Below are 19,409 nucleotides of genomic sequence, written 5' to 3' on the forward strand. Positions count from 1 at the left end.
CGGAAGATATTTTGAAGTGAACTTTAAATATGAAAAGAATTTATTATCATGTTACAAATTCAACTCAAAAATATTAAAATAAAAAGAAGTTCCAAAAGAGGAACTTCTTTTACTTAATTTCGATATCTGCAGAATGAATATGATGTACTTTCCCCTCATGATCCTCCAGAAGTAATACACCATCCTCTGTGATTCCTTTCGCTAACCCCGTAATCGTCTCTCTCATCGTTCGAGCAGTAATTTCTTTCCCGATGCTCACAGCGTAACTTTCCCAAAGAATTTTAATGACAGAGAAACCATTTTGTAAATACTCTTCATATAATTTTTCTAGTTGTAAATAGATTTGTTGCATAAGTTCTGCACGAACAATCGGCTTACCTGATTCAATCGCTAATGAAGTAGCAATGTGCTGAATTTCTTCATCAAAATGTTCTTGCTTTTGATTCGCATTAATACCGATGCCCATAATGACAGCATTAATTTTATCAGGATCCGCTTGCATTTCTGTTAATATACCTACAGCCTTTTTACCTTGAATTAAAATATCATTTGGCCATTTTATTCCCACGCCTACACCTGTACATTTTTCAATTGCCTGTGCAACACTAACAGCCGCTAACAAAGTAAGTTGCGGTGCATGATGAACTGGAATCGATGGGCGTAAAATAATACTCATCCAAATTCCTGTTCCTTTTGGTGAATGCCATTTTCTGCTTAAACGACCTCTTCCCGCTGTTTGTTCTTCTGCTACAACGATAGTTCCTTCTTCTGCACCTTCATAAGCAAGTTTTGCTGCAATGTGCTGCGTTGATTCAACAGTTTCTTCAAAATACACTGTTCTACCAATTCGCTTCGTTTGTAGCCCTAACTGAATTTCATTAGCAGTCACTTTGTCTGGCTTACTTGCAATTCGGTAACCTAATCGGCGCACAGCTTCAAGTTCATATCCCTCACTCCGGAGATCTTCCATATGTTTCCACACAGCAGTTCTTGAACAACCAAGTTTATCACTAATCGTTTGGCCGGATACAAACTCGCCATCCGCTTCAGAAAAAACTTGTAATAACTGCTTTCTTATAGTAGATTGCATCCTTGCAGCCACTCCCTTATACGCTCTTTCTCATTAACTACGTTTCCTTTTACAATTGCTTCCTCGATTTTCTGAAGCATGTCAGCAACCCACGGACCAGGCTTTTTGTTTGCCCAGTTTAATAAATCATTACCAGTCACATTCATTTCTTGACGACCCTGGATTGGCAATGCATGAAACATTGATTGTACTCGTTTAACAGATGTAGGATTATAGCTTTCAATCATCGCTTCATATACTCTCTCTGCCATTTCAGCGATATAAATTCCCGTTTTATAAAGAAGGACTGTATCCCAATCCTTCTCCTTTCTAGTACGGATTGCCAATAAAACTGCAACAATATCTTTTATTTTTTTATTCGAAAACTTCCATTGACGTAAAAAGACAGATGGATGTTCTTCTCCGATACAATATAAGAAAAATGCCCACGCCTCAATATCCGTTTCGAAAGAATCCCATTTATACTGCGTAGCTTTTAACAGTCTCTCTTCTGACATTTGTAAATATGGCAAATGAGAAAATAGCTTCGTCTCTACTAATTCTTTGAGACCTTTCACACAATATGTACCAGTTAACAATTTCTCAAACTCTACTGTAATGCGCTCAATTGCTATATGTTCTAGCAAATGTCCATACGTTTCAATCGCTTGCTTCGTTTTCGTTTCTAATGAAAAACCTAACGCGCTTACAAACCGAATACCACGCATCATTCGCAGGGCATCTTCTTGAAAACGATCCGCAGCATTTCCAACTGTCACAATTTCTCTCTGTTGAATGGCTTCCTGTCCAGCAAATAAATCAACCATTTCGCCTTCTTCTGTCATAGCAATTGCATTCATCGTGAAATCACGACGTTTTAAATCCTCTTCTAATGAACGAACAAATTGAACACTACTAGGTCTTCGAAAATCTTCATATTCGCTTTCTGTTCGAAAAGTAGTTACCTCATAAGGCTCACCATTTTCTAAAACAATTACAGTTCCATGCTCAAGACCAACAGGAACATTTCTTGGGAATATAGCCATCACTTCTTCTGGTAAAGCAGATGTCGCAATATCAATATCTCCAATCGGCCTATCGATAATAAGATCTCGTACGCTCCCACCAACAAAGTAAGCCTCATGTCCTTGTTGTTTTAATGTCTCAATAATAGAACTAGCTTTTTTAAATCTTTCCATTTTTGTCATCCCTTAGTACGTCATAGTAAATCGTTTCATATTGTGAAACAATTTTTTCTGAGCGAAATTGCTCATAAACACTTTCTCTTGCTCGTTCTCCCATATTACGGTGAAGTTCCTCGTCCTTTAATAGCTGAGTAGCTTGATTTGCCACTCCTGTTGTATCGCCAACTTCACATAAATATCCTGTTTCCCCGTGTTGAATAACCTCTGGAATACCTCCAACCCGTGTTCCGATACAAGGTACACCACACGCCATTGCTTCTAATAAAACAAGACCAAAACTTTCCTTCTCTGATAGAAGCAACATTAAATCACTCATCGCAAGTAGTTCTGCAACATTATCTTGCTTCCCTAGGAATAAAACACGATCTTCAATATGTAAATTCTTCACTATCTGTAAAATCGTACAGAATTCTGGTCCGTCTCCAACAAGAAGCAACTTCGCATCTACTTCTTTAACAATTTTAGCAAATGCCTCAACAACATCCTGCACACGTTTCACTTTACGGAAATTCGAAATATGAATAAGTACTTTTTCACTCTCACTTATACCGTATTCTTTCTTTAATTGAGACATATTACGTTTGAAATATACACGTTCGTCTATAAAGTTATATACCGTTTGAATTTCTTTACTTGGTTTTACAAGCTCATGCGTTTCGTTAATTAATGAATGCGAGACAGCAGTAACAACATCCGATTGCTCAATACCAAAACGAATTAAATTATTTAACGAAGGGTCGGAACCTAACACAGTAATATCTGTTCCATGCAAGGTTGTAACAATTTTAATACGCTCTCCGATCATTTGTTTTGCTAAATATGCACAAATTGCATGTGGTATTGCGTAATGCACATGTAAAATGTCTAAGTTTTCTCTTTGTGCAACCTCTGCCATTTTACTTGCTAACGCTAAATCGTATGGTGGATATTGAAATACAGAGTACTGGCTTACCGTCACTTCATGAAAATATATGTTTGGATATACTTTATTTAACCGGAATGGTAAACCCGATGTAATAAAGTGAATTTCATGCCCGCGTTCCGCCAATTGCTTTCCTAATTCTGTTCCAACAACTCCAGAACCACCTACAGAAGGATAACATGTAATACCTATTTTTAATTTCATTTACATCCCCCTAATAAATCAGCATGTAATAAAACCGGTTTCTTACTCATAAATCCCTCGGCATACAAGACTCCAACTTCTTTTCCAAACATCTTCTCACGAGCAATCACAGTTTCAACGTATCCTTCTGTTAACGGTGTCTTAACACCATCACTTCCTGTTGAAAATTGACTTTCATATGCTTCTAATGCTTCCACCTTTATAGAGAGGTACTCACTTATATCTATACAAAAATTCGGTTTATGAAAACCATTAATCATATAATTATAAAAAGACTCCACACGATGTGGTGAAAGTTCCGGCATATATTTACGGATTCCTGCTGAAAAAATAGCCTCTTCCACAAGCTTTGCACAATTTGCATGATCTGGATGACGATCTTCATAGTATGGCGCAAAAACTAGTTTTGGTTTATATGTACGGATCACCTTGACAATTTCACGTATATACTCTTCTTTCATATACAAACCACGGTCTGGCATCGCTAAATTCAGCCTCGTTTTTACTCCCATTATACGAGCTGCGACCTCTGCTTCTTCTTTTCTCAACTCTATCGTTCCATTGGAAGAAAGATCAGCTTCTGTTAAATCACAAATACCTACTTCATACCCTTGCTTTGTATATTTAGCGATGGTACCAGCCATGCCGATTTCAACATCATCGGCATGAGCACCAAACGCTAATATATGTAATCCACTCATAATTGTTCCCCTCATTTTCTTAACTTACGATAATCTAAATCTCCTCGCTCTAATGCGTGCATCAACATTTCAGCACTTGCCATATTCGTTGCAAGTGGAATCGCATATACATCACATAAACGAAGCAATGCATTCACATCCGGTTCATGCGGCTGTGCTGTTAATGGATCGCGGAAGAAAATCACCATATCTAAATCGTTTTTTGCAATCATTGCACCAATTTCTTGATCTCCACCAAGAGGGCCAGATTGATATCTTGTTACAACTAATCCAGTCGCTTCCATAATACGAAGCCCTGTCGTTCCTGTTGCAAATAATTCATGTTGCTCAAAAATTGGTTTATATGCGTATGCAAACGAAACCATATCATTTTTCTTTTTGTCATGTGCGATTAAGGCAATTTTCATCCGTTGTCTCCCCTTTAGTCGATAATATTTTCTAAACCGTACACAAGATGATCAAGGTTCATTACTGTCTCAATTGATAGTTTTACACCTGACATAAATGATGCACGATTGAATGAATCATGACGAACTGTTAACATTTGTCCATCTCCACCAAACATTACTTCTTGGTGTGCAATAAGCCCTGGCAAACGTACACTATGAATGTGAATACCGTCTACATTTGCACCACGTGCACCTGCTAGTTGCTCTACTTCATTTGGATGACCTTGCTGCTTTGATTCACGATTTTGACGAATTAATTCTACCGTTTTTACAGCTGTACCAGATGGTGCGTCTAATTTTTGATCATGATGTAATTCAATTACCTCAACATCTTGGAAATATTTCGCTGCCATTTGTGAGAATTTCATCATAAGAACTGCACCAATTGCAAAGTTTGGAGCAATAATTGTTCCTACTGCTTTTTCTTTTGCATTCTCTGTTAAACGTGCCAATTCTTCTTCTGTAAATCCAGTTGTACCAATAACAGAACGAAGTCCACGCTCAACTGCAAGTGTAACGTGTTGTTTCCCAACTTCTGGTGTTGTTAAATCTAACAACACATCTGCTTCTACTTCATCTAAACAAGTATGTAAATCAGCGTAAATCGGTGCATGTAATGCTGGCATGCCAGGTAAATCAGAAATCTTCTCACCACCATGCTTATAATCCACTGCTGCTACTAAATTTAAATGTTCCGTTCTTTCCATAAGAAGGACTGCTTCATGTCCCATACGTCCTCTTGGTCCGGCGATAATTACTTTAATTTCTTTCATTATTCTTTCTCTCCCTCATCAATACGTGTCCAGCGATCTTTATCACGTGTATTAAATTTGTTCATTACAATGTTATGTGCTGTCTCTAAATCAATATTTAAACTATTTGCCATACAAATCATAACAAATAATACATCTCCAAGCTCTTCTTCAATACTATTTTCTTTTTCAGTTGTTTTCTTCGGTTTCTCACCATAATAATGATTTACCTCTCTTGCAAGCTCTCCCATTTCTTCCGTTAAACGAGCCATCATTGCAAGCGGACTGAAATAACCTTCTTTAAACTGACCAATATATGCATCTACTTCTTTCTGCATATCTTTCATCGTTTTTGCTTCCATACTATTCACCTCTAATCCTTCCTCTTTCATGTTAGCCAATTCATCGCGATTTGACAAATATTATTCCCCGCCAAACACCTATTTGCGACCCTTTTTTGGATAGACTATAATAAAGTGAAACTTCTTTTGCGATTTTTGCAAAAGATCAGCCCGAACTAATCGGGTTCCTACGGCTGGTTCGCCTTTCTTCAGAACTTTATCTCCTACAAGCCGTTGGTACGGGGTAAAGTGAAACTTCTTTTATGTGCTTTTCGCAAAAAATCAGCGCACACCAATCGGGTTGCAACTAGAAATTACTTATTATTATGTTTTACTGTTTCAGCGGAGCAATGCAATCATTACATAATTAGGGGGATTTCTATATGACATCAAAATTGAAGATGCGAAATATTATTTTTATTTTAATCGGTTCCGCTATATTTTCTTTCGGTATTGTCAATATCAATATTGAAAACCACCTTGCAGAGGGTGGGTTTACTGGTATTACACTATTATTGTATTTTTTATTTAAGTTTGATCCTTCCTACTCAAACTTAATTTTAAATATCCCTATATTTTTTATTGGTTGGAGGTTACTTGGCAGAACGACATTTTTATATACATTAATCGGCACCTTTAGCGTATCTTTATTTCTATGGATTTTCCAGCGTTACGAAGTGCTAAACTTACATTTAAACTTGCAAAATGATATGACACTCGCAGCTTTATTCGCTGGGGCATTTATAGGTATCGGCCTTGGAATAATATTTAAATATGGCGGGACTACTGGCGGTGTAGATATTATCGCACGACTAGCTCACAAATATGTTGGCTGGAGTATGGGAAAAACAATGTTTATGTTTGATGCTGTCGTTATCGTAGTCTCTATTCTTACCTATTTATCATACCGCGAGGGCATGTATACGCTAGTTGCTGTTTTTATCGGTGCTAAAGTCATTGATTTTATGCAAGAAGGGGCTTATGCTGCAAAAGGAGCGACTATTATCTCAGAGAAAAACGATGAAATTGCTGCCAAAATTTTATCTGAAATGGAGCGCGGAGCAACCTTTTTAAAGGCTGTTGGATCGTATACAAAAATGGAACGTAACGTACTGTATTGCGTTGTTGCTAAAAATGAAATCGTGAAATTAAAAAATATTATTACGTCTGTAGATCCTCATGCTTTTGTCGCTGTAAGTGATGTACATGATGTAGTTGGTGAAGGATTTACGTTAGATGAAAATAAAAACCCTTTACATAATTAAATGTAACTAGAAAAGCACCTTAGCTTTTCTAGTTTTTTATTACAAGTCTTTTAAGCTTCTCCAAATCCTCATAAATAAGCTCCAATAAACTCCGATTATAAAAAATAGAAGCTGGATGAAAAGTTGGAAAAACATGATATTCATTCTCTGACCATATAAACTCTGCACTTTGCATATCCTTTAATTTTTGAATGGGCTGTTTTAATAATTGCCCATGTACATCTGTGATTTTTTTATTTTTTCCTGTTAAACGTTGAAGACCGATATTTCCAAGCGTGACGATAAGCTTCGGATTTATTTTCTCTAATTCATAATCTAATAAAGGCGCATGGGCAACTATTTCTCCTTGATTTGGCGTTCTATTATACTTTTTTTGTATGATTTCACCATTTCGTTCTTTTTTCTCTCGCCATTTATAAGGTCTACTCCGAACAGCGCTCGTAATATATACTTCTTCCCTTGTAACGTGAATACGCTCTAAAAAAACCATTAATTGTTTTCCCGCCCTCCCGCTAAACGGAATCCCATTATGAATTTCTGTTTCACCAGGCGCTTCTCCTAACAACATAAATTTGGGATTTTCAGGGCCTTGTCCACTTAAAAAACCTTCTAGTTGATAAGGAGCACTACGCTCTTTCACTTGTTTTACTAAATGGTCTGGATATTTCATTTCCCCCCACCGCCTTTCCACATTACTTCTATTATTTCTATTTGCAATACATTATATAATTCAAGCCACACAACAAAAAAAGACTATCAAAATTGATAGTCTTTAGTCGTCGCTACGCTGCATACCAGTATACATTAATACGAGACGTAATAATTCAAATACCGCTACAGCTGCAGCTGCTACATATGTTAATGCTGCCGCATTTAATACTTTACGAGCTTGGCCATATTCATCTGTTGATACAATACCTAACGCTTCAATTTGTTGCATCGCACGCTTTGACGCATCAAACTCAACTGGTAATGTAACGAGCTGGAACACAACACCTGCTGCCATTAGAATGATACCTAATAACAACAAACCAGACATTTGTGCAAATATACCGATTAGGACGAAAACCCAAGACATATTCGAACCAAAGTTTGCAACTGGCACTAACGAATGACGAACGCGCATAAATTTGTAATCTTTTGCATCTTGAATTGCGTGTCCTACTTCATGTGCTGCAACTGCCGTACCAGCAACTGAATGTCCATAATAGTTATCTGTTGATAATCGAACCGTCTTAGCGGTTGGATCATAATGGTCTGATAAATGACCTGGTGTTTCTTCTACAGCTACGTTGTATAATCCATTTTCATCTAAAATTTTTCGGGCCACTTCCGCTCCTGTCATACCTGATGTTGAATAAACTTGTGAATACTTGCTATAGGCACTACGTACTCTTGACTGTGCATACAACGGTATGATCATTATGATCGCGAAGTAAATTAAATAAAACATCATGAACCTCCATTGAAGTTTTAATTATAGTACTTCTCATTCTATTTTCTTCTGCCACTATTGTCAATAAATAAACCTTACAATCCATATCTTTACTTATTACATTATCTATTTTTAGAATGTACATTACTTTTTCTTTTCTCTCTCTCTCCTTTATACTTTCTCCATCCAACATAAGTTAATGTGAATAAAATAAGTCCCCCAGTAATTGTCATAAACCAAATGAGAGAGGGTGCAATTTCATCCTTTTTTACTGTGTGAAATATCTTTTGCAAATCCCCTTTAATAATCCCTAATTGCATTTGGCCGCCTTTCGTTTTTAACATAACGTTACGAAATTCATCCAAATAAGATAAATGAGCATTTACACGCTGTACCTCGTTTTCTGGCAAAGCAATCATTAAGCTTGGATAAATAATATTGAATTCATTTAAAAATGTATTTAACGTTTGTTGAAACTGCCCAACATCTTCTTTTTCCATCGCTTTTTCCATTTGAGAAAAGGCATCCATTACTTTTCTTTCTCTTTCCATCCAAAGCGGTTGATATTTCGATACTTGCGCATCAACAGCAAGTTGTAATGCCAGCACATTATCCATTTTAGCTTGCTTACCTAAACCTTCTTCAAAGAGCGATTGTTGCGCCTTGTCGTAAGCTAAAGAAATAACTCTAACTTGATCTGGTGTTACTTCCTGCTTCTTTTCATTCCCCTTGATTAAAAATTGCTCTGAGAAAAGTTGTAATACTTGTACTGCTTTTTCATCTTCATTACGCTTCACTAACTGTAACGAGTCATCTAACAACCCTGTTAGCTCATTCCACTCTTCAGCATATATACGTAATGGAAACATTATAATTAGAAATGCTATCAATCCAATTAATGTTCTCTTCATCCCGGTCCCCCCTATAACTACTAGTACAAAATATGTTAATTGGGACAAGAATAGAACAGAACTGAACCGAAAAATATATTATCGTTTTACAAAGAAAAAATTCTCTTTAAGCAGAGAATTTTTTCTTTGACATCCTTTTCTTTTTTACGAAATATCTATATAAACTATAACAAAGTATACTACCACCTAAAATGAATAATAAAATAGCACACGCAGCATGCATAAAGAACTCCTCTGGTAGCATTAATATAACTGGATCCGTTTCAATATCAAACATCCAATAATCATTACTGAATAAAAGCTTATGGAATAATACAAAGCTCTTTTCAAAATTAATAGCGATTGGTAACATAAGCGCTATCGGAAAAATGATTGTTAAAATCGATCCGTGCAGTAAAAACTTTTCATTTTTCTTTTTTAATAAATAAATTCCGCCTATCACTGCAATCATAATTGTCGCATACATCACATATTGAATCTTTACTAAAATATTTTTAACATCTACAAAATGAATACGGCCATTTGTAGACATATCTAATGTTGGCAAATGTAATGCTCCGTCATAAAACGGGGATAAATATGTAATAAGCACATCGTAATTTCTTTTAATTTCATCCTTCGTCATATCCGCTAAATCAGGAATATTTAAAAAATCAATTTCAAAATAATACAGCCATTTTCCATACACAACTGCCGTTGTTGCAAGTGCAAAAATAGAAAATGCTATGCTATATGAAACAATTAAAGTAATCAATCGATCCAATATTTTTGTACCACTCTTATTTTTCTCCATGTTCTCCCCCTAAATGTTCTAACCATCATAAAGAAAATTGTTTCCTGTGCTCACGTAAGCAACAATAATATGTAATACATAGTACAGCAACGCTTAACCAAAACGTAAAATAACCAATTTCCTCTACAAACAAATGCATAATTCCATATCGCGGCATTTGCCAAAATAAATAATCAATTGCATCGTTATGCAACGTCCACACACCCGCTACTATAAAATGCCATTTTTTTATACGGTAAAATGGAGCATATAAAACACCTTGCACCGCCATCGCAAAGTGCGAAAGCATTAACATGTAGCCCATAAGGCCAATAGGACCTTTTACGTAAATCATAATCGCATTTACAACAACAGCCCAAATACCATATTTTATTAAAGTAACAATCGCTAGCGCTTCTATTAATCCCCAGTTTCTCTTTGTCAAAAAAGCAATTAAAACAAAGACAAAAAAGAGACTCGCCATAGGACTATCTGGTACAAACGGCCAAAATATAGGTGACGTTTCTTTCAATTGATTTCCGTACCATATAAACCCGTAAATTGTACCTAATATGTTAACAACCAATAAAAATAATAATACCGAGCGTTGTCTTAACATTGCATACAAGTACACCAATCTGTATGTCCAACACCTTTCAAGCAAAGTAATTCATTCACTAAATCCTACTCTATTATAACAAACTTCATCCAACTAAATAGAAAAGCTGACTACAAATTTTGTAGTCAGCTTTTTATTATTTTTTATTATACTTTGCAACGAATTCCGAAAGCTTCTTCAGTTCCTCATCTGTACCTTTAAATACACCTTTAGGCATGGAACCTTTTCCATCTTTCGCAATTTTAGCAATTTCTTCTGGCTTTAAAGTTAAGTTTTGCAGTGCTGGTGCTGCCGCCCCGCCCTGTAAGTTGTCACCATGACATGTTAAACAAGTATTTTTTTGCATTAATTTATAGCCATCATCATTTTTATCAACTGGCGCTGTTTTTACAATTGCTCCTTGTTTCTTTGCAGCTTCCCAGTCGTGGTGTGCTACAGATTCCCAAGTTAAAAAGATAATCGATGCAATTGCTAAAAGCATAAATCCAGTTGCTACAGGACGCTTCAATGGACGTCTTTCTGGACCTCGATCAAGAAATGGAGCTAACAGTAATGCACCAAACGCAATCCCTGGCATAATAAACGCTCCAATTACAGTAAATGAACCGGAAGCATAAGAATACTTTAATAACTGATACAAGAATAAGAAATACCAATCTGGAAGTGGTATATATCCAGCATCTGTTGGATCCGCCATTCTCTCAAGTGGCGACGGATGCGCCACTGTTAAACATAAATAACCGATTAAAAAAACTGCACCAACCATCCATTCTTTTAACAAGAAGTTCGGCCAAAATGCTTCTGTTTTCCCTGGGTATTCAGAATAGTCTTTTGGAATATTTGGTTTCCGAGCTACTGGTACCCGAGAATCTCCTACAAACTTCATCCCTTTGCCGCGATGCATAATCTCCCTCCTTTAGTTCTTTCCCCTTTAATTTAGCAATCTCTTATAGTGGACCGGAAATACCTTGTTTGCGAATCATGATGAAGTGGAAGGCCATTAAACCTAGAAGTGCTGCTGGTAAGAAGAAGACGTGAATAGCAAAGAAGCGAGTTAATGTTTGAGCGCCAACAATTTCGGAATGACCAGCGAGTAATGTTTTAATATAAGGACCAATGAGCGGTGTTTGCTCTGCAATTTGAATCCCTACTTTTGTAGCAAATAAAGCTTTCATATCCCACGGTAATAAATATCCGGTAAAACCAAGACCTAACATAACAAAGAAAATAAGAACACCAACAATCCAATTTAACTCACGGGGCTTTTTATACGCACCTTGGAAGAAAACTCTGAGTGTATGTAAAAACATCATTACAATTACGAGACTAGCACCCCAGTGGTGCATACCACGAACAATTTGCCCATAAGCAACTTCATTTTGTAAATAGTAAACGGATTCCCAAGCATTTTTAATATCAGGCACATAATACATCGTCAAAAACATTCCAGATAAAATTTGAATTACAGTAACGAAAAAGGTAAGTCCTCCAAAGCAATAGACGAATGCAGAAAAGTGATGTGCCGGGTTTACATGTTCAGGTACTTCATGATCAGCGATATCACGCCATATTGGTGTAATATCTAATCTTTCATCTACCCAATCATAAATTTTATTTAACATCTACTTTGCACCCCCTCTTGGCTTTGCTTTTCCTAGATACAGCGTTCCATCTTTCACTTTAGACTCGTACACATCAAGCGGAGCAAGGGGTGGCGTACCCTTAATGTTCATCCCATCTTTTGTATAACGCCCCCCGTGACATGGGCAAAAGAATTGATTCGGATGTGCTTTGTCCGAATTCCAGTTAACTGTACATCCTAAATGTTTACATACTGGAGAGAACGCAACAATGTCTCCGCTTTCATCTTTATGAACCCAAGCCGATTTTGGTTCTTCAGACTTGTACCAACCATCAACCTGCTTCACTTTAAAATCGAAACGCTTCGGCTCTGTTGTAATATCCTTTACTTGCGCAACAGCAACCATATCTGTTCCGGCTTCTTTTCTTAACACCGGATCAAGCGCAAATCGCGTCATCGGCATTAAAATACCGGCAGCCATAAAGCCTCCTACCCCTGTGAGTGTGTAATTTAAAAATTGTCTTCTTGACACGCGATGTTCTTTCTCGCTCACGAAAATTTCCCCCCCTCTATCAGAAATTGTCCCCTCGTGATAAATTATATAAAAAATAAAAACTAGGACACTATCATGATATAATACGCTCATGCACAGGTCAATATCATACTACTCATAATAATAAGAACTTTCTGTTTATTGCGAGTTTCCCCACTTCTCTTCCAACATCACCATTATATTTTTTATATGTGCATGAATAACTTCTCTCTTTGCTTGATCACTAAATTGTTCTAATGCTAATGAAGGAAACCAAAATAAATCTCCCTGTAACTCTTGTATATCCTCTTTCCATGAAAAATCACTTGTAACATAAGCAATATGCTTAAAACCTTCTCTTCGTAAATGATTTGTCCATTCTTGCAAACGACCTTTTTCATTCTTTTGACTTTCTACTAAATACGTAAAAGCAGGCAGTAAAAGCACTCTTCCTTTATACTCTCTTTCCAATTCCATACTCAACAATTCGATAAATTCACCTTGTTCTACAACCATTTTTATTTCTTTCGCTGCCGAAATTGATAAAAGCGGTATTACTCCTGTATCAACATACTCTCTTGCTTGCTCAAACTGTTCCACATCTTTTACAATCCATTTCAAATTTCTTCCCCCCCTTCATTTACAAATGACAGAACTTTCACTTTATATATATTAAACCATACTAAAAGAGGTAAAAAAAGAAAAACTAACCAATATAGGTAGTTTTTCTTGATAAAAGTCTGAAATTTGTAAAAATATTAATCCAAATACATTCTATAAAGTTTTTAACTCTGCCGTTAATCTATGAAACGCTTCCTTATCTTGCTTATCTAACGCTTCATCAATTTGTTTCAAAAGGCGTTCTCTTCTAAACGAAAATACACTTTCTTCCAAAAACCTTTCTGCAAGTAAACGATCTTTTTCATTTACTTCAATATGCTTTGGTAGATATGGGTTTTCTTCTAATACAGCTACATAATTCGCATTTTGAAACGATGATTTAAAGTTGAGTTGAATATAAATATCCTCATCTCGATTTAAACGAATATCATGAAACGATTTTTCAGCATCTGTTGTCATAACATTTTGTTTAAAAAAGTGAAACGGTGTGTCTTTCACACAATTCGCTGACATCACTAAGCCACGCGGACAATATTTTGCATGCTCTACGAAGTGGACTTTATGCATCAATTGGTCGTGACTCATTAAATAATTCAGAATCCATACACATTCACGCTGTTTCAGTTGGTAATTATTCAAAAACCATTTTACAAAATCCTTCTTCTCGTTTACAGAAACAGGGGTATTCATAGCAATTAAGTCCCTCCTCTGTCTTTCTCTTTTCTTTTTAGATTCAAGAAGCGGCATTCAGTTTCCTTCCAACTTATGAAAAATCCTCTAAATTATATAACAACTCTTCAATATGAATTTGTGTCGGGTCTAGTTGTAATAACTGGGTAAATACTTCTTTCGCCTCTTTTCGCTTTCCTTCTTCCAATAAGAAATAACCGTATTCTTCTAAGAAGTCTGGATGATTCTTAAAAGAAGTATATGCACTTTCATAGTGTTTTAATGCATCCGAATACATTTCTAATTGTTTTTTTGCATACGCAAGGTCCCAAAGTAGTTGTGTATCTGGTTCTCCACTATCAATAGCACGCTCTACAATTGCAATTAAATCTTCGTACTTTTCTTGTTCTTTTAAGATATACGCATATTTTAATGTTGCGCCTAAATGCCCTGGATCTAACTCAAGTGCTTTTTGAAGAACTTCCTCTGCTTCTACTATTTTTCCTAATTTCGCCGCAATGTTCGCTAACTCTACATAAAACGGAACTGAAAGCTCATCTACTTTAATTCCTTCATGAAGCGTTTCATAGCTTTCTTGAAGCATTCCTTCTTTTTCATAGCTTTTCGCTAAATACATGTACAGTGATGCGTACTCAGGGTCTAATTCTTTTAGTTCTTGCCAAGCACCGATTGCTCTCTGATATTCTTCACCTTGGTATAATGTGAAGGCATATCCAAATAATGAGTGAATATCTTTTTGTTCCTCTAGGCCTGCTTCATAATAAGAAATCGCCTCTTCCCAGTTTCCAATCGCACTTAACGTTTCTGCAAGACGAAGTGCGATTACAACACCACCCATTACTTTATGTTCCGCTAATAGTGATTCATAATAAGTAATTGCCTTTTGTTCTTCACCTTTACTACTATATAATTCTGCTAACCCAAACGTAATAACAGGTTCATCAGGCATCATTTCTTTCGCCTTTAATAGTTTTTGCTCTGCTACATCATCAAAACCTTGCATTTGGAATAAATCTGCAACAAGTAATAAAGATTGAACATATAAATCGTCATTTTCTGGAATATCATGAAGTACTTCAATCGCTTCATCTTCTTTATCTAGATCAATATATAATTCTGCTAAAAATACAGTGAATTCACTTTCTTCCGGATACAGTAAACGTAAGTCTTCAGTAATCGCTAATGCCTCATCTGTAAATCCAAGTGTATGATAGTAACGAGCGATATCATACTTCTCTTCATCATTTGCAATTTTTAATTGTTCTTTTAATAATTGTAATCCTTTTTCCGCTTCACCATTTTCAATATATGAAACAACTTGTTCAAACTTTTGCATAAACGTCTCCTTTAATTCTAAAAAATATTCTCTTCTGTTCATTTACCCCGCTATTAACGGGCAGTAAGACCCCCACCTCAAAATTCAGCTAAGGCAAAGAAGTTAGTTTGGGGATCAACTGCCCGTAAAAGCCCGATTGGTTCAACTAATAATCAGCGGGGGATAAACATCCCCCCACTGATTAAAGTTTCACTTTATCATAAGCAACTCACTGTTAGAACGCAACCTTTAGAATGAGCATGCTTCTTCTTATACTTCTTCTTACAGAGTAGGTAATTGTTCAAAAGGTCGGATATGACACCGATACCTTATCATCATCTTCTATTGTACCGCTTTCTTTTATGACCGTGCAAATAACTTCTCTCACTAATTATCAAGCCATACAAACCGTGATTTACAGAACAACTTAATTACCAGTCTTCAACCTTTATTTTTAATACGATAAAAAAGGCTCCTATAATAGGAGCCTTCACAATCTCTTAAGAATATGTTTCTTCTTTCTGTACTTGCTCATTTACAAGCTCTTTCAGCAACTCTATAATTTCATCATTTTCTTCTTTCAAACCGACAGTAATACGAATACCATCATCGATACCAAATGCAGCACCAGAACGAACGATATATCCTTTTTTCATTAATCGTTCGAAAGCTTCATTACCCGGTATACCAAGTTTTAAGAAAATGAAATTTGTTTGAGATGGATAATAGAATACGTTATATTCTTTACAAAATGCATAATACTGATTTAGACCTTCAGCATTCTTTTTCACACAATCTTGTAAAAAGGCTTGATCTTCTAATGCAGCGAGTGCTACAGATTGCGCTACAGTTGATGTATTGAATGGTAACCTTGCTACTTCTAGCTGTCCGATTAACTTCGCATCCCCAATCGCATATCCAATACGAAAAGCAGCTAAACCATATGCTTTTGAAAACGTGCGTAAAACCATAAGATTTTCATACTTTTCAAGAAGTGGTAATGTTTGCGGATAGTCTTCTGCTTCCGCGTATTCATAATATGCTTCGTCCATAATAACGAGAGCCGACTTAGGAACCGATTCTAAAAATGAAAGTAATTTTTGTTTCTCAACATATGTACCTGTCGGATTATTCGGATTACAAATCCATACAATTTTCGTTTTATCATCTACTTGCTCTAGCATTGCATCTAAATCGTGAATACCATCTTTAAGTGATACTTCACGAACTTCTGCTCCTTCAATAACAGCATGGTGATGATATTGTGAAAACGTAGGATTCGCCATTACAACGTTTGTTCCTTCATGTAGTAACGCTCGGCTAATCATTTGAATGACTTCATCTAATCCACTACCAAATAGTAGTTGTTCTGCTTTTACACCTAAATGTTCCGCTACTTTTGTCCGAAGTTCAAAGGCATATCCATCTGGATAAAGGGCATATTGGCTCGCTAAAGAAGTTAATGCTTCTGTCACACGCGCTGAGCAACCGAATGGATTTTCGTTCGATGCTAATTTCACAATTTTCGATAATCCATATTCCCTTTTTACTTCTTCAATGTTTTTCCCAGGTACATACGCTCTCAAAGTTAACAATTGCTCTTTCACTCTCATTTTTCTTCCCCCAGTCATTTCATTCAATTTGATTACAATACAGTTATAGCCCCTTACTGTAATCTTTTATCATAACCGTCACTATTACGAGAATACCTCTAAATGAGCACTTCACAACACTTCGCTATCATTTTAAACCATATCTTTTTGAAATGCCTCTAACGCAATATGAACAGTCTCATCTGAAATAGATACGACATTCACTACCCCATATTCCTGCATAAGCACCATATGAATTGCTCCTGCATTTGCTTTCTTATCTTGTTTCATCAATTGAACGAGGCGCTCTACATTCAAATCTCTTGGCATTTTTGGATAGCCGTATTTCAAGAACCACTGCTTCATATCTTCATAAGCAAGATTAACCTTGTACACTTGCTCACTTAAAAATATGGCGAATAACATTCCAACCGCTACGCCGTCACCGTGAGTAATATTTCCATACCCTAGCTCTTTTTCAAGAGCATGTCCTAACGTATGTCCAAAGTTCAAATGGGCACGTACACCCTTCTCTGTTTCATCTTGTGATACAACATTTGCCTTTACAGGAATCGCCTTCGTTAATATATGGATTAACTTCTCATCACGAAGATCCGCTAATGTTTGCACTTCTTCTTTTAACCAATGATATAGCTCCACATCACCAATAAGAGCATGCTTTATCACCTCTGCATAACCTGAACGCCACTCTTTTTTAGGAAGAGACTGTAAAAACGGTGTATGATATACAACTGCTTCTGGCTGATGGAATGCACCAATCATATTTTTACCTAACGGATGATTAATCGCTACTTTCCCACCTACTGCGCTATCGTGCGCTAATAAAGTCGTCGGAACCTGCACAAAGCGAATACCACGCATAAACGATGCAGCAACAAAACCAGCTAAATCTCCAATCATTCCGCCTCCCAGTGCAAGAATTAAAGAATTTCTATCTAATTTATTTTCAAGAGCTGACGTATGAGCCGCATAGAAATTTTCGAAAGACTTCTCTTTTTCGCCACTTGGTACAACAAACGAAAACACGTCCTGCTCCACTTGTAATGCATCGATAACTGTCTGTAAATGTAGTGATGCAACAGCTTCATCTGAAATGATCATTACGTTAGATACAGCTGGCTGCATATTTTGAACGATCATTGTTAAGTGTGACAACGCTTCTTTACCAACATGTACATCATATTCTTTCGATTTCGTTTGAATATGTATGTTTCCCATTAAAATCCCCTCGCATATTCATTATGTTTCTCAATATTTTCACGAATCAGTTCCATACGATCTAATCCGAATTGTTCTATTAAAGCTGTTGCTAATTCCCAAGCCACAACCGCTTCTGCAACGACACTAGCTGCTGGTACTGCACAACTATCTGAACGTTCAATGCTCGCTGTAAAAGGCTCTTTCGTATCAATATCTACACTTTGAAGAGGTTTATAAAGTGTAGGTATCGGTTTCATCACACCGCGCACAACAATTGGCATTCCAGTCGTCATACCACCTTCCAATCCACCTGCATTATTTGTTCTTTTTGTATATCCATGCTCCTCATTCCATAGAATTTCATCATGAACTTCACTTCCCGGTCTATGCGCTGCTTCAAAACCAATTCCAATCTCGACACCTTTAAAAGCATTAATACTCATAATTGCAGCTGCTAATTTCGCATCCAGTTTTCGATCATAATGCACGTAGCTACCTACTCCAATTGGCATTCCTTCCACAATTACTTCAACGATTCCACCAATTGAATCACCATTTGCTTTCGCATCATCAATCGCTTTCATCATTTGGTTACCAGCTTCGTCATCTAAGCAACGTACAGGAGATGCTTCTGTAATACTCTTTAATTCTTCAATTGAACTATACGTAACCTCCTTAGCTTGTACACCGCCAATTTCAATTACATGGCCCGCCACTTTAATACCAAGTTCTGCTAACACCTTTTTAGCAACCGCACCAGCAGCAACACGCACCGTCGTTTCGCGCGCTGACGAACGTTCCAGTACATTCCTCATATCTCTATGACCATATTTAATTGCACCATTTAAATCAGCATGCCCAGGCCTTGGTTTTGTCACTTTCCTTTTCATCTCTTTTTCTTCTTGTTTCGTTAAAGGTTCTGCACCCATAACTTTTATCCAATGGGCAAAATCACGATTTTCAACAACGAGTGCAATAGGGGAACCTAATGTTTCTCCATGTCTAACACCACTTAAAATTTGCACTTGATCCGTTTCAATTTGCATGCGTCTACCACGCCCATACCCCTTTTGCCTTCTAGCTAACTCTTCGTTTATATCATCCGCTACTAAAGACAATCCTGCTGGAACACCCTCTATAATTGTTGTAAGTTGCGGACCATGAGATTCACCAGCTGTAATATATCGCATACGTTATTCCTCTTTTCGTAT

Annotated in this window: 22 protein-coding genes; 1 reads left to right on the top strand and 21 read right to left on the bottom strand. The window is 36.6% G+C overall.

Annotation, left to right across the window (positions count from 1 at the left end; genetic code table 11):
• Positions 1 to 109: 109 nt before the first annotated feature.
• Genes MHI28_RS09170 through MHI28_RS09200 form a run of 7 tightly spaced genes read right to left on the bottom strand, consistent with a single transcriptional unit; the run spans position 110 to position 5,664 of the window.
• The gene (locus MHI28_RS09170) at positions 110 to 1,090 is read right to left on the bottom strand and encodes a biotin--[acetyl-CoA-carboxylase] ligase (protein ID WP_001192058.1); all 981 of its coding nucleotides are present in this window, start codon (positions 1,088 to 1,090) and stop codon (positions 110 to 112) included.
• Complete coding sequence (locus MHI28_RS09175) at positions 1,075 to 2,268, bottom strand: CCA tRNA nucleotidyltransferase (RefSeq protein ID WP_000439312.1); 1,194 nt, start codon at positions 2,266 to 2,268, stop codon at positions 1,075 to 1,077. The genes MHI28_RS09170 and MHI28_RS09175 overlap by 16 nt, the downstream gene beginning before the upstream one ends.
• Positions 2,255 to 3,400: an N-acetyl-alpha-D-glucosaminyl L-malate synthase BshA gene (bshA, locus tag MHI28_RS09180; protein ID WP_000768317.1), complete on the bottom strand. Its 1,146-nt coding sequence runs from the start codon at positions 3,398 to 3,400 to the stop codon at positions 2,255 to 2,257. The genes MHI28_RS09175 and bshA overlap by 14 nt, the downstream gene beginning before the upstream one ends.
• Positions 3,397 to 4,101 carry a bacillithiol biosynthesis deacetylase BshB1 gene (gene bshB1, locus MHI28_RS09185; RefSeq protein WP_000015660.1) on the bottom strand — a complete coding sequence of 235 codons (705 nt, stop codon included), beginning with the start codon at positions 4,099 to 4,101 and terminating at the stop codon, positions 3,397 to 3,399. Before bshB1 ends, bshA begins: the two co-directional genes overlap by 4 nt.
• A gap of 11 nt (positions 4,102 to 4,112) precedes the next feature.
• Positions 4,113 to 4,508: a methylglyoxal synthase gene (mgsA, locus tag MHI28_RS09190; RefSeq protein WP_000684765.1), complete on the bottom strand. Its 396-nt coding sequence runs from the start codon at positions 4,506 to 4,508 to the stop codon at positions 4,113 to 4,115.
• 14 nt (positions 4,509 to 4,522) lie between these two features.
• Positions 4,523 to 5,323, bottom strand: coding sequence for a dihydrodipicolinate reductase (gene dapB / locus MHI28_RS09195; protein WP_000658818.1), 801 nt, complete (start codon positions 5,321 to 5,323; stop codon positions 4,523 to 4,525).
• A complete protein-coding gene (locus tag MHI28_RS09200) occupies positions 5,323 to 5,664 on the bottom strand; it encodes a nucleotide pyrophosphohydrolase (RefSeq protein ID WP_014894810.1) in 342 nt (113 codons plus the stop codon). Before MHI28_RS09200 ends, dapB begins: the two co-directional genes overlap by 1 nt.
• A 362-nt stretch (positions 5,665 to 6,026) precedes the next feature.
• Between MHI28_RS09200 and MHI28_RS09205 the strand changes: the two genes are divergently transcribed.
• On the top strand, positions 6,027 to 6,908 hold the full coding sequence (locus MHI28_RS09205; protein WP_000202120.1) for a YitT family protein: 882 nt from the start codon (positions 6,027 to 6,029) through the stop codon (positions 6,906 to 6,908).
• Positions 6,909 to 6,936: 28 nt separating this feature from the next.
• Here MHI28_RS09205 and MHI28_RS09210 read toward each other — a convergent pair whose 3' ends face one another.
• The 14 genes from MHI28_RS09210 to aroC form a co-directional block, all read right to left on the bottom strand.
• Positions 6,937 to 7,578 carry a uracil-DNA glycosylase gene (locus tag MHI28_RS09210; RefSeq protein WP_000876860.1) on the bottom strand — a complete coding sequence of 214 codons (642 nt, stop codon included), beginning with the start codon at positions 7,576 to 7,578 and terminating at the stop codon, positions 6,937 to 6,939.
• Between the two features lie 102 nt (positions 7,579 to 7,680).
• Entirely contained in the window at positions 7,681 to 8,364 is a 684-nt protein-coding gene (locus MHI28_RS09215) for a zinc metallopeptidase (RefSeq protein WP_003258828.1), read from the bottom strand.
• Between the two features lie 101 nt (positions 8,365 to 8,465).
• The gene (gene ypjB, locus MHI28_RS09220; protein WP_000831587.1) at positions 8,466 to 9,254 is read right to left on the bottom strand and encodes a sporulation protein YpjB; all 789 of its coding nucleotides are present in this window, start codon (positions 9,252 to 9,254) and stop codon (positions 8,466 to 8,468) included.
• A 106-nt stretch (positions 9,255 to 9,360) separates the two neighbouring features.
• Complete coding sequence (gene lit / locus MHI28_RS09225) at positions 9,361 to 10,047, bottom strand: lipoprotein intramolecular transacylase Lit (protein ID WP_000414366.1); 687 nt, start codon at positions 10,045 to 10,047, stop codon at positions 9,361 to 9,363.
• A gap of 25 nt (positions 10,048 to 10,072) precedes the next feature.
• Positions 10,073 to 10,663, bottom strand: coding sequence for a DUF1405 domain-containing protein (locus MHI28_RS09230; RefSeq protein ID WP_000262838.1), 591 nt, complete (start codon positions 10,661 to 10,663; stop codon positions 10,073 to 10,075).
• 118 nt (positions 10,664 to 10,781) lie between these two features.
• Positions 10,782 to 11,549: a menaquinol-cytochrome c reductase cytochrome b/c subunit gene (qcrC, locus tag MHI28_RS09235; RefSeq protein WP_000554601.1), complete on the bottom strand. Its 768-nt coding sequence runs from the start codon at positions 11,547 to 11,549 to the stop codon at positions 10,782 to 10,784.
• 43 nt (positions 11,550 to 11,592) lie between these two features.
• Positions 11,593 to 12,267 carry a menaquinol-cytochrome c reductase cytochrome b subunit gene (gene qcrB, locus MHI28_RS09240; protein ID WP_000932700.1) on the bottom strand — a complete coding sequence of 225 codons (675 nt, stop codon included), beginning with the start codon at positions 12,265 to 12,267 and terminating at the stop codon, positions 11,593 to 11,595.
• Positions 12,268 to 12,780, bottom strand: coding sequence for a menaquinol-cytochrome c reductase iron-sulfur subunit (qcrA, locus tag MHI28_RS09245; protein ID WP_001290420.1), 513 nt, complete (start codon positions 12,778 to 12,780; stop codon positions 12,268 to 12,270). It lies immediately after the preceding gene.
• A gap of 138 nt (positions 12,781 to 12,918) precedes the next feature.
• Complete coding sequence (locus MHI28_RS09250; RefSeq protein WP_000871304.1) at positions 12,919 to 13,380, bottom strand: YpiF family protein; 462 nt, start codon at positions 13,378 to 13,380, stop codon at positions 12,919 to 12,921.
• Positions 13,381 to 13,533: 153 nt separating this feature from the next.
• Complete coding sequence (locus MHI28_RS09255; RefSeq protein ID WP_001095925.1) at positions 13,534 to 14,070, bottom strand: ReoY family proteolytic degradation factor; 537 nt, start codon at positions 14,068 to 14,070, stop codon at positions 13,534 to 13,536.
• Between the two features lie 73 nt (positions 14,071 to 14,143).
• Positions 14,144 to 15,406: a tetratricopeptide repeat protein gene (locus MHI28_RS09260; protein WP_001168695.1), complete on the bottom strand. Its 1,263-nt coding sequence runs from the start codon at positions 15,404 to 15,406 to the stop codon at positions 14,144 to 14,146.
• Positions 15,407 to 15,885: 479 nt separating this feature from the next.
• Entirely contained in the window at positions 15,886 to 16,998 is a 1,113-nt protein-coding gene (gene hisC / locus MHI28_RS09265) for a histidinol-phosphate transaminase (RefSeq protein WP_001264022.1), read from the bottom strand.
• A gap of 132 nt (positions 16,999 to 17,130) precedes the next feature.
• A complete protein-coding gene (gene aroB / locus MHI28_RS09270; protein WP_000526805.1) occupies positions 17,131 to 18,216 on the bottom strand; it encodes a 3-dehydroquinate synthase in 1,086 nt (361 codons plus the stop codon).
• Positions 18,216 to 19,388, bottom strand: coding sequence for a chorismate synthase (gene aroC / locus MHI28_RS09275; protein WP_001269378.1), 1,173 nt, complete (start codon positions 19,386 to 19,388; stop codon positions 18,216 to 18,218). The genes aroB and aroC overlap by 1 nt, the downstream gene beginning before the upstream one ends.
• Between the last annotated feature and the right edge of the window lie 21 nt (positions 19,389 to 19,409).

Origin of the sequence: Bacillus sp. FSL K6-0268, assembly GCF_038005425.1 — a bacterium.
GTDB classification, from domain to species: domain Bacteria; phylum Bacillota; class Bacilli; order Bacillales; family Bacillaceae_G; genus Bacillus_A; species Bacillus_A thuringiensis_S.

What these genes read in the sequence shown, in the direction of transcription:
- ypjB (WP_000831587.1), bottom strand. Translation starts at nt 9,254, where the DNA reads ATGAAGAGAACATTAATTGGATTGATAGCATTTCTAATTATAATGTTT.
- mgsA (WP_000684765.1), bottom strand. Translation starts at nt 4,508, where the DNA reads ATGAAAATTGCCTTAATCGCACATGACAAAAAGAAAAATGATATGGTT.
- MHI28_RS09255 (WP_001095925.1), bottom strand. Translation starts at nt 14,070, where the DNA reads ATGAATACCCCTGTTTCTGTAAACGAGAAGAAGGATTTTGTAAAATGG.
- lit (WP_000414366.1), bottom strand. Translation starts at nt 10,047, where the DNA reads ATGGAGAAAAATAAGAGTGGTACAAAAATATTGGATCGATTGATTACT.
- MHI28_RS09210 (WP_000876860.1), bottom strand. Translation starts at nt 7,578, where the DNA reads ATGAAATATCCAGACCATTTAGTAAAACAAGTGAAAGAGCGTAGTGCT.
- bshB1 (WP_000015660.1), bottom strand. Translation starts at nt 4,101, where the DNA reads ATGAGTGGATTACATATATTAGCGTTTGGTGCTCATGCCGATGATGTT.
- MHI28_RS09170 (WP_001192058.1), bottom strand. Translation starts at nt 1,090, where the DNA reads ATGCAATCTACTATAAGAAAGCAGTTATTACAAGTTTTTTCTGAAGCG.
- MHI28_RS09260 (WP_001168695.1), bottom strand. Translation starts at nt 15,406, where the DNA reads ATGCAAAAGTTTGAACAAGTTGTTTCATATATTGAAAATGGTGAAGCG.
- hisC (WP_001264022.1), bottom strand. Translation starts at nt 16,998, where the DNA reads ATGAGAGTGAAAGAGCAATTGTTAACTTTGAGAGCGTATGTACCTGGG.
- qcrB (WP_000932700.1), bottom strand. Translation starts at nt 12,267, where the DNA reads ATGTTAAATAAAATTTATGATTGGGTAGATGAAAGATTAGATATTACA.
- MHI28_RS09205 (WP_000202120.1), top strand. Translation starts at nt 6,027, where the DNA reads ATGACATCAAAATTGAAGATGCGAAATATTATTTTTATTTTAATCGGT.
- qcrC (WP_000554601.1), bottom strand. Translation starts at nt 11,549, where the DNA reads ATGCATCGCGGCAAAGGGATGAAGTTTGTAGGAGATTCTCGGGTACCA.
- MHI28_RS09200 (WP_014894810.1), bottom strand. Translation starts at nt 5,664, where the DNA reads ATGGAAGCAAAAACGATGAAAGATATGCAGAAAGAAGTAGATGCATAT.
- MHI28_RS09215 (WP_003258828.1), bottom strand. Translation starts at nt 8,364, where the DNA reads ATGATGTTTTATTTAATTTACTTCGCGATCATAATGATCATACCGTTG.
- dapB (WP_000658818.1), bottom strand. Translation starts at nt 5,323, where the DNA reads ATGAAAGAAATTAAAGTAATTATCGCCGGACCAAGAGGACGTATGGGA.
- bshA (WP_000768317.1), bottom strand. Translation starts at nt 3,400, where the DNA reads ATGAAATTAAAAATAGGTATTACATGTTATCCTTCTGTAGGTGGTTCT.
- aroB (WP_000526805.1), bottom strand. Translation starts at nt 18,216, where the DNA reads ATGGGAAACATACATATTCAAACGAAATCGAAAGAATATGATGTACAT.
- MHI28_RS09175 (WP_000439312.1), bottom strand. Translation starts at nt 2,268, where the DNA reads ATGGAAAGATTTAAAAAAGCTAGTTCTATTATTGAGACATTAAAACAA.
- aroC (WP_001269378.1), bottom strand. Translation starts at nt 19,388, where the DNA reads ATGCGATATATTACAGCTGGTGAATCTCATGGTCCGCAACTTACAACA.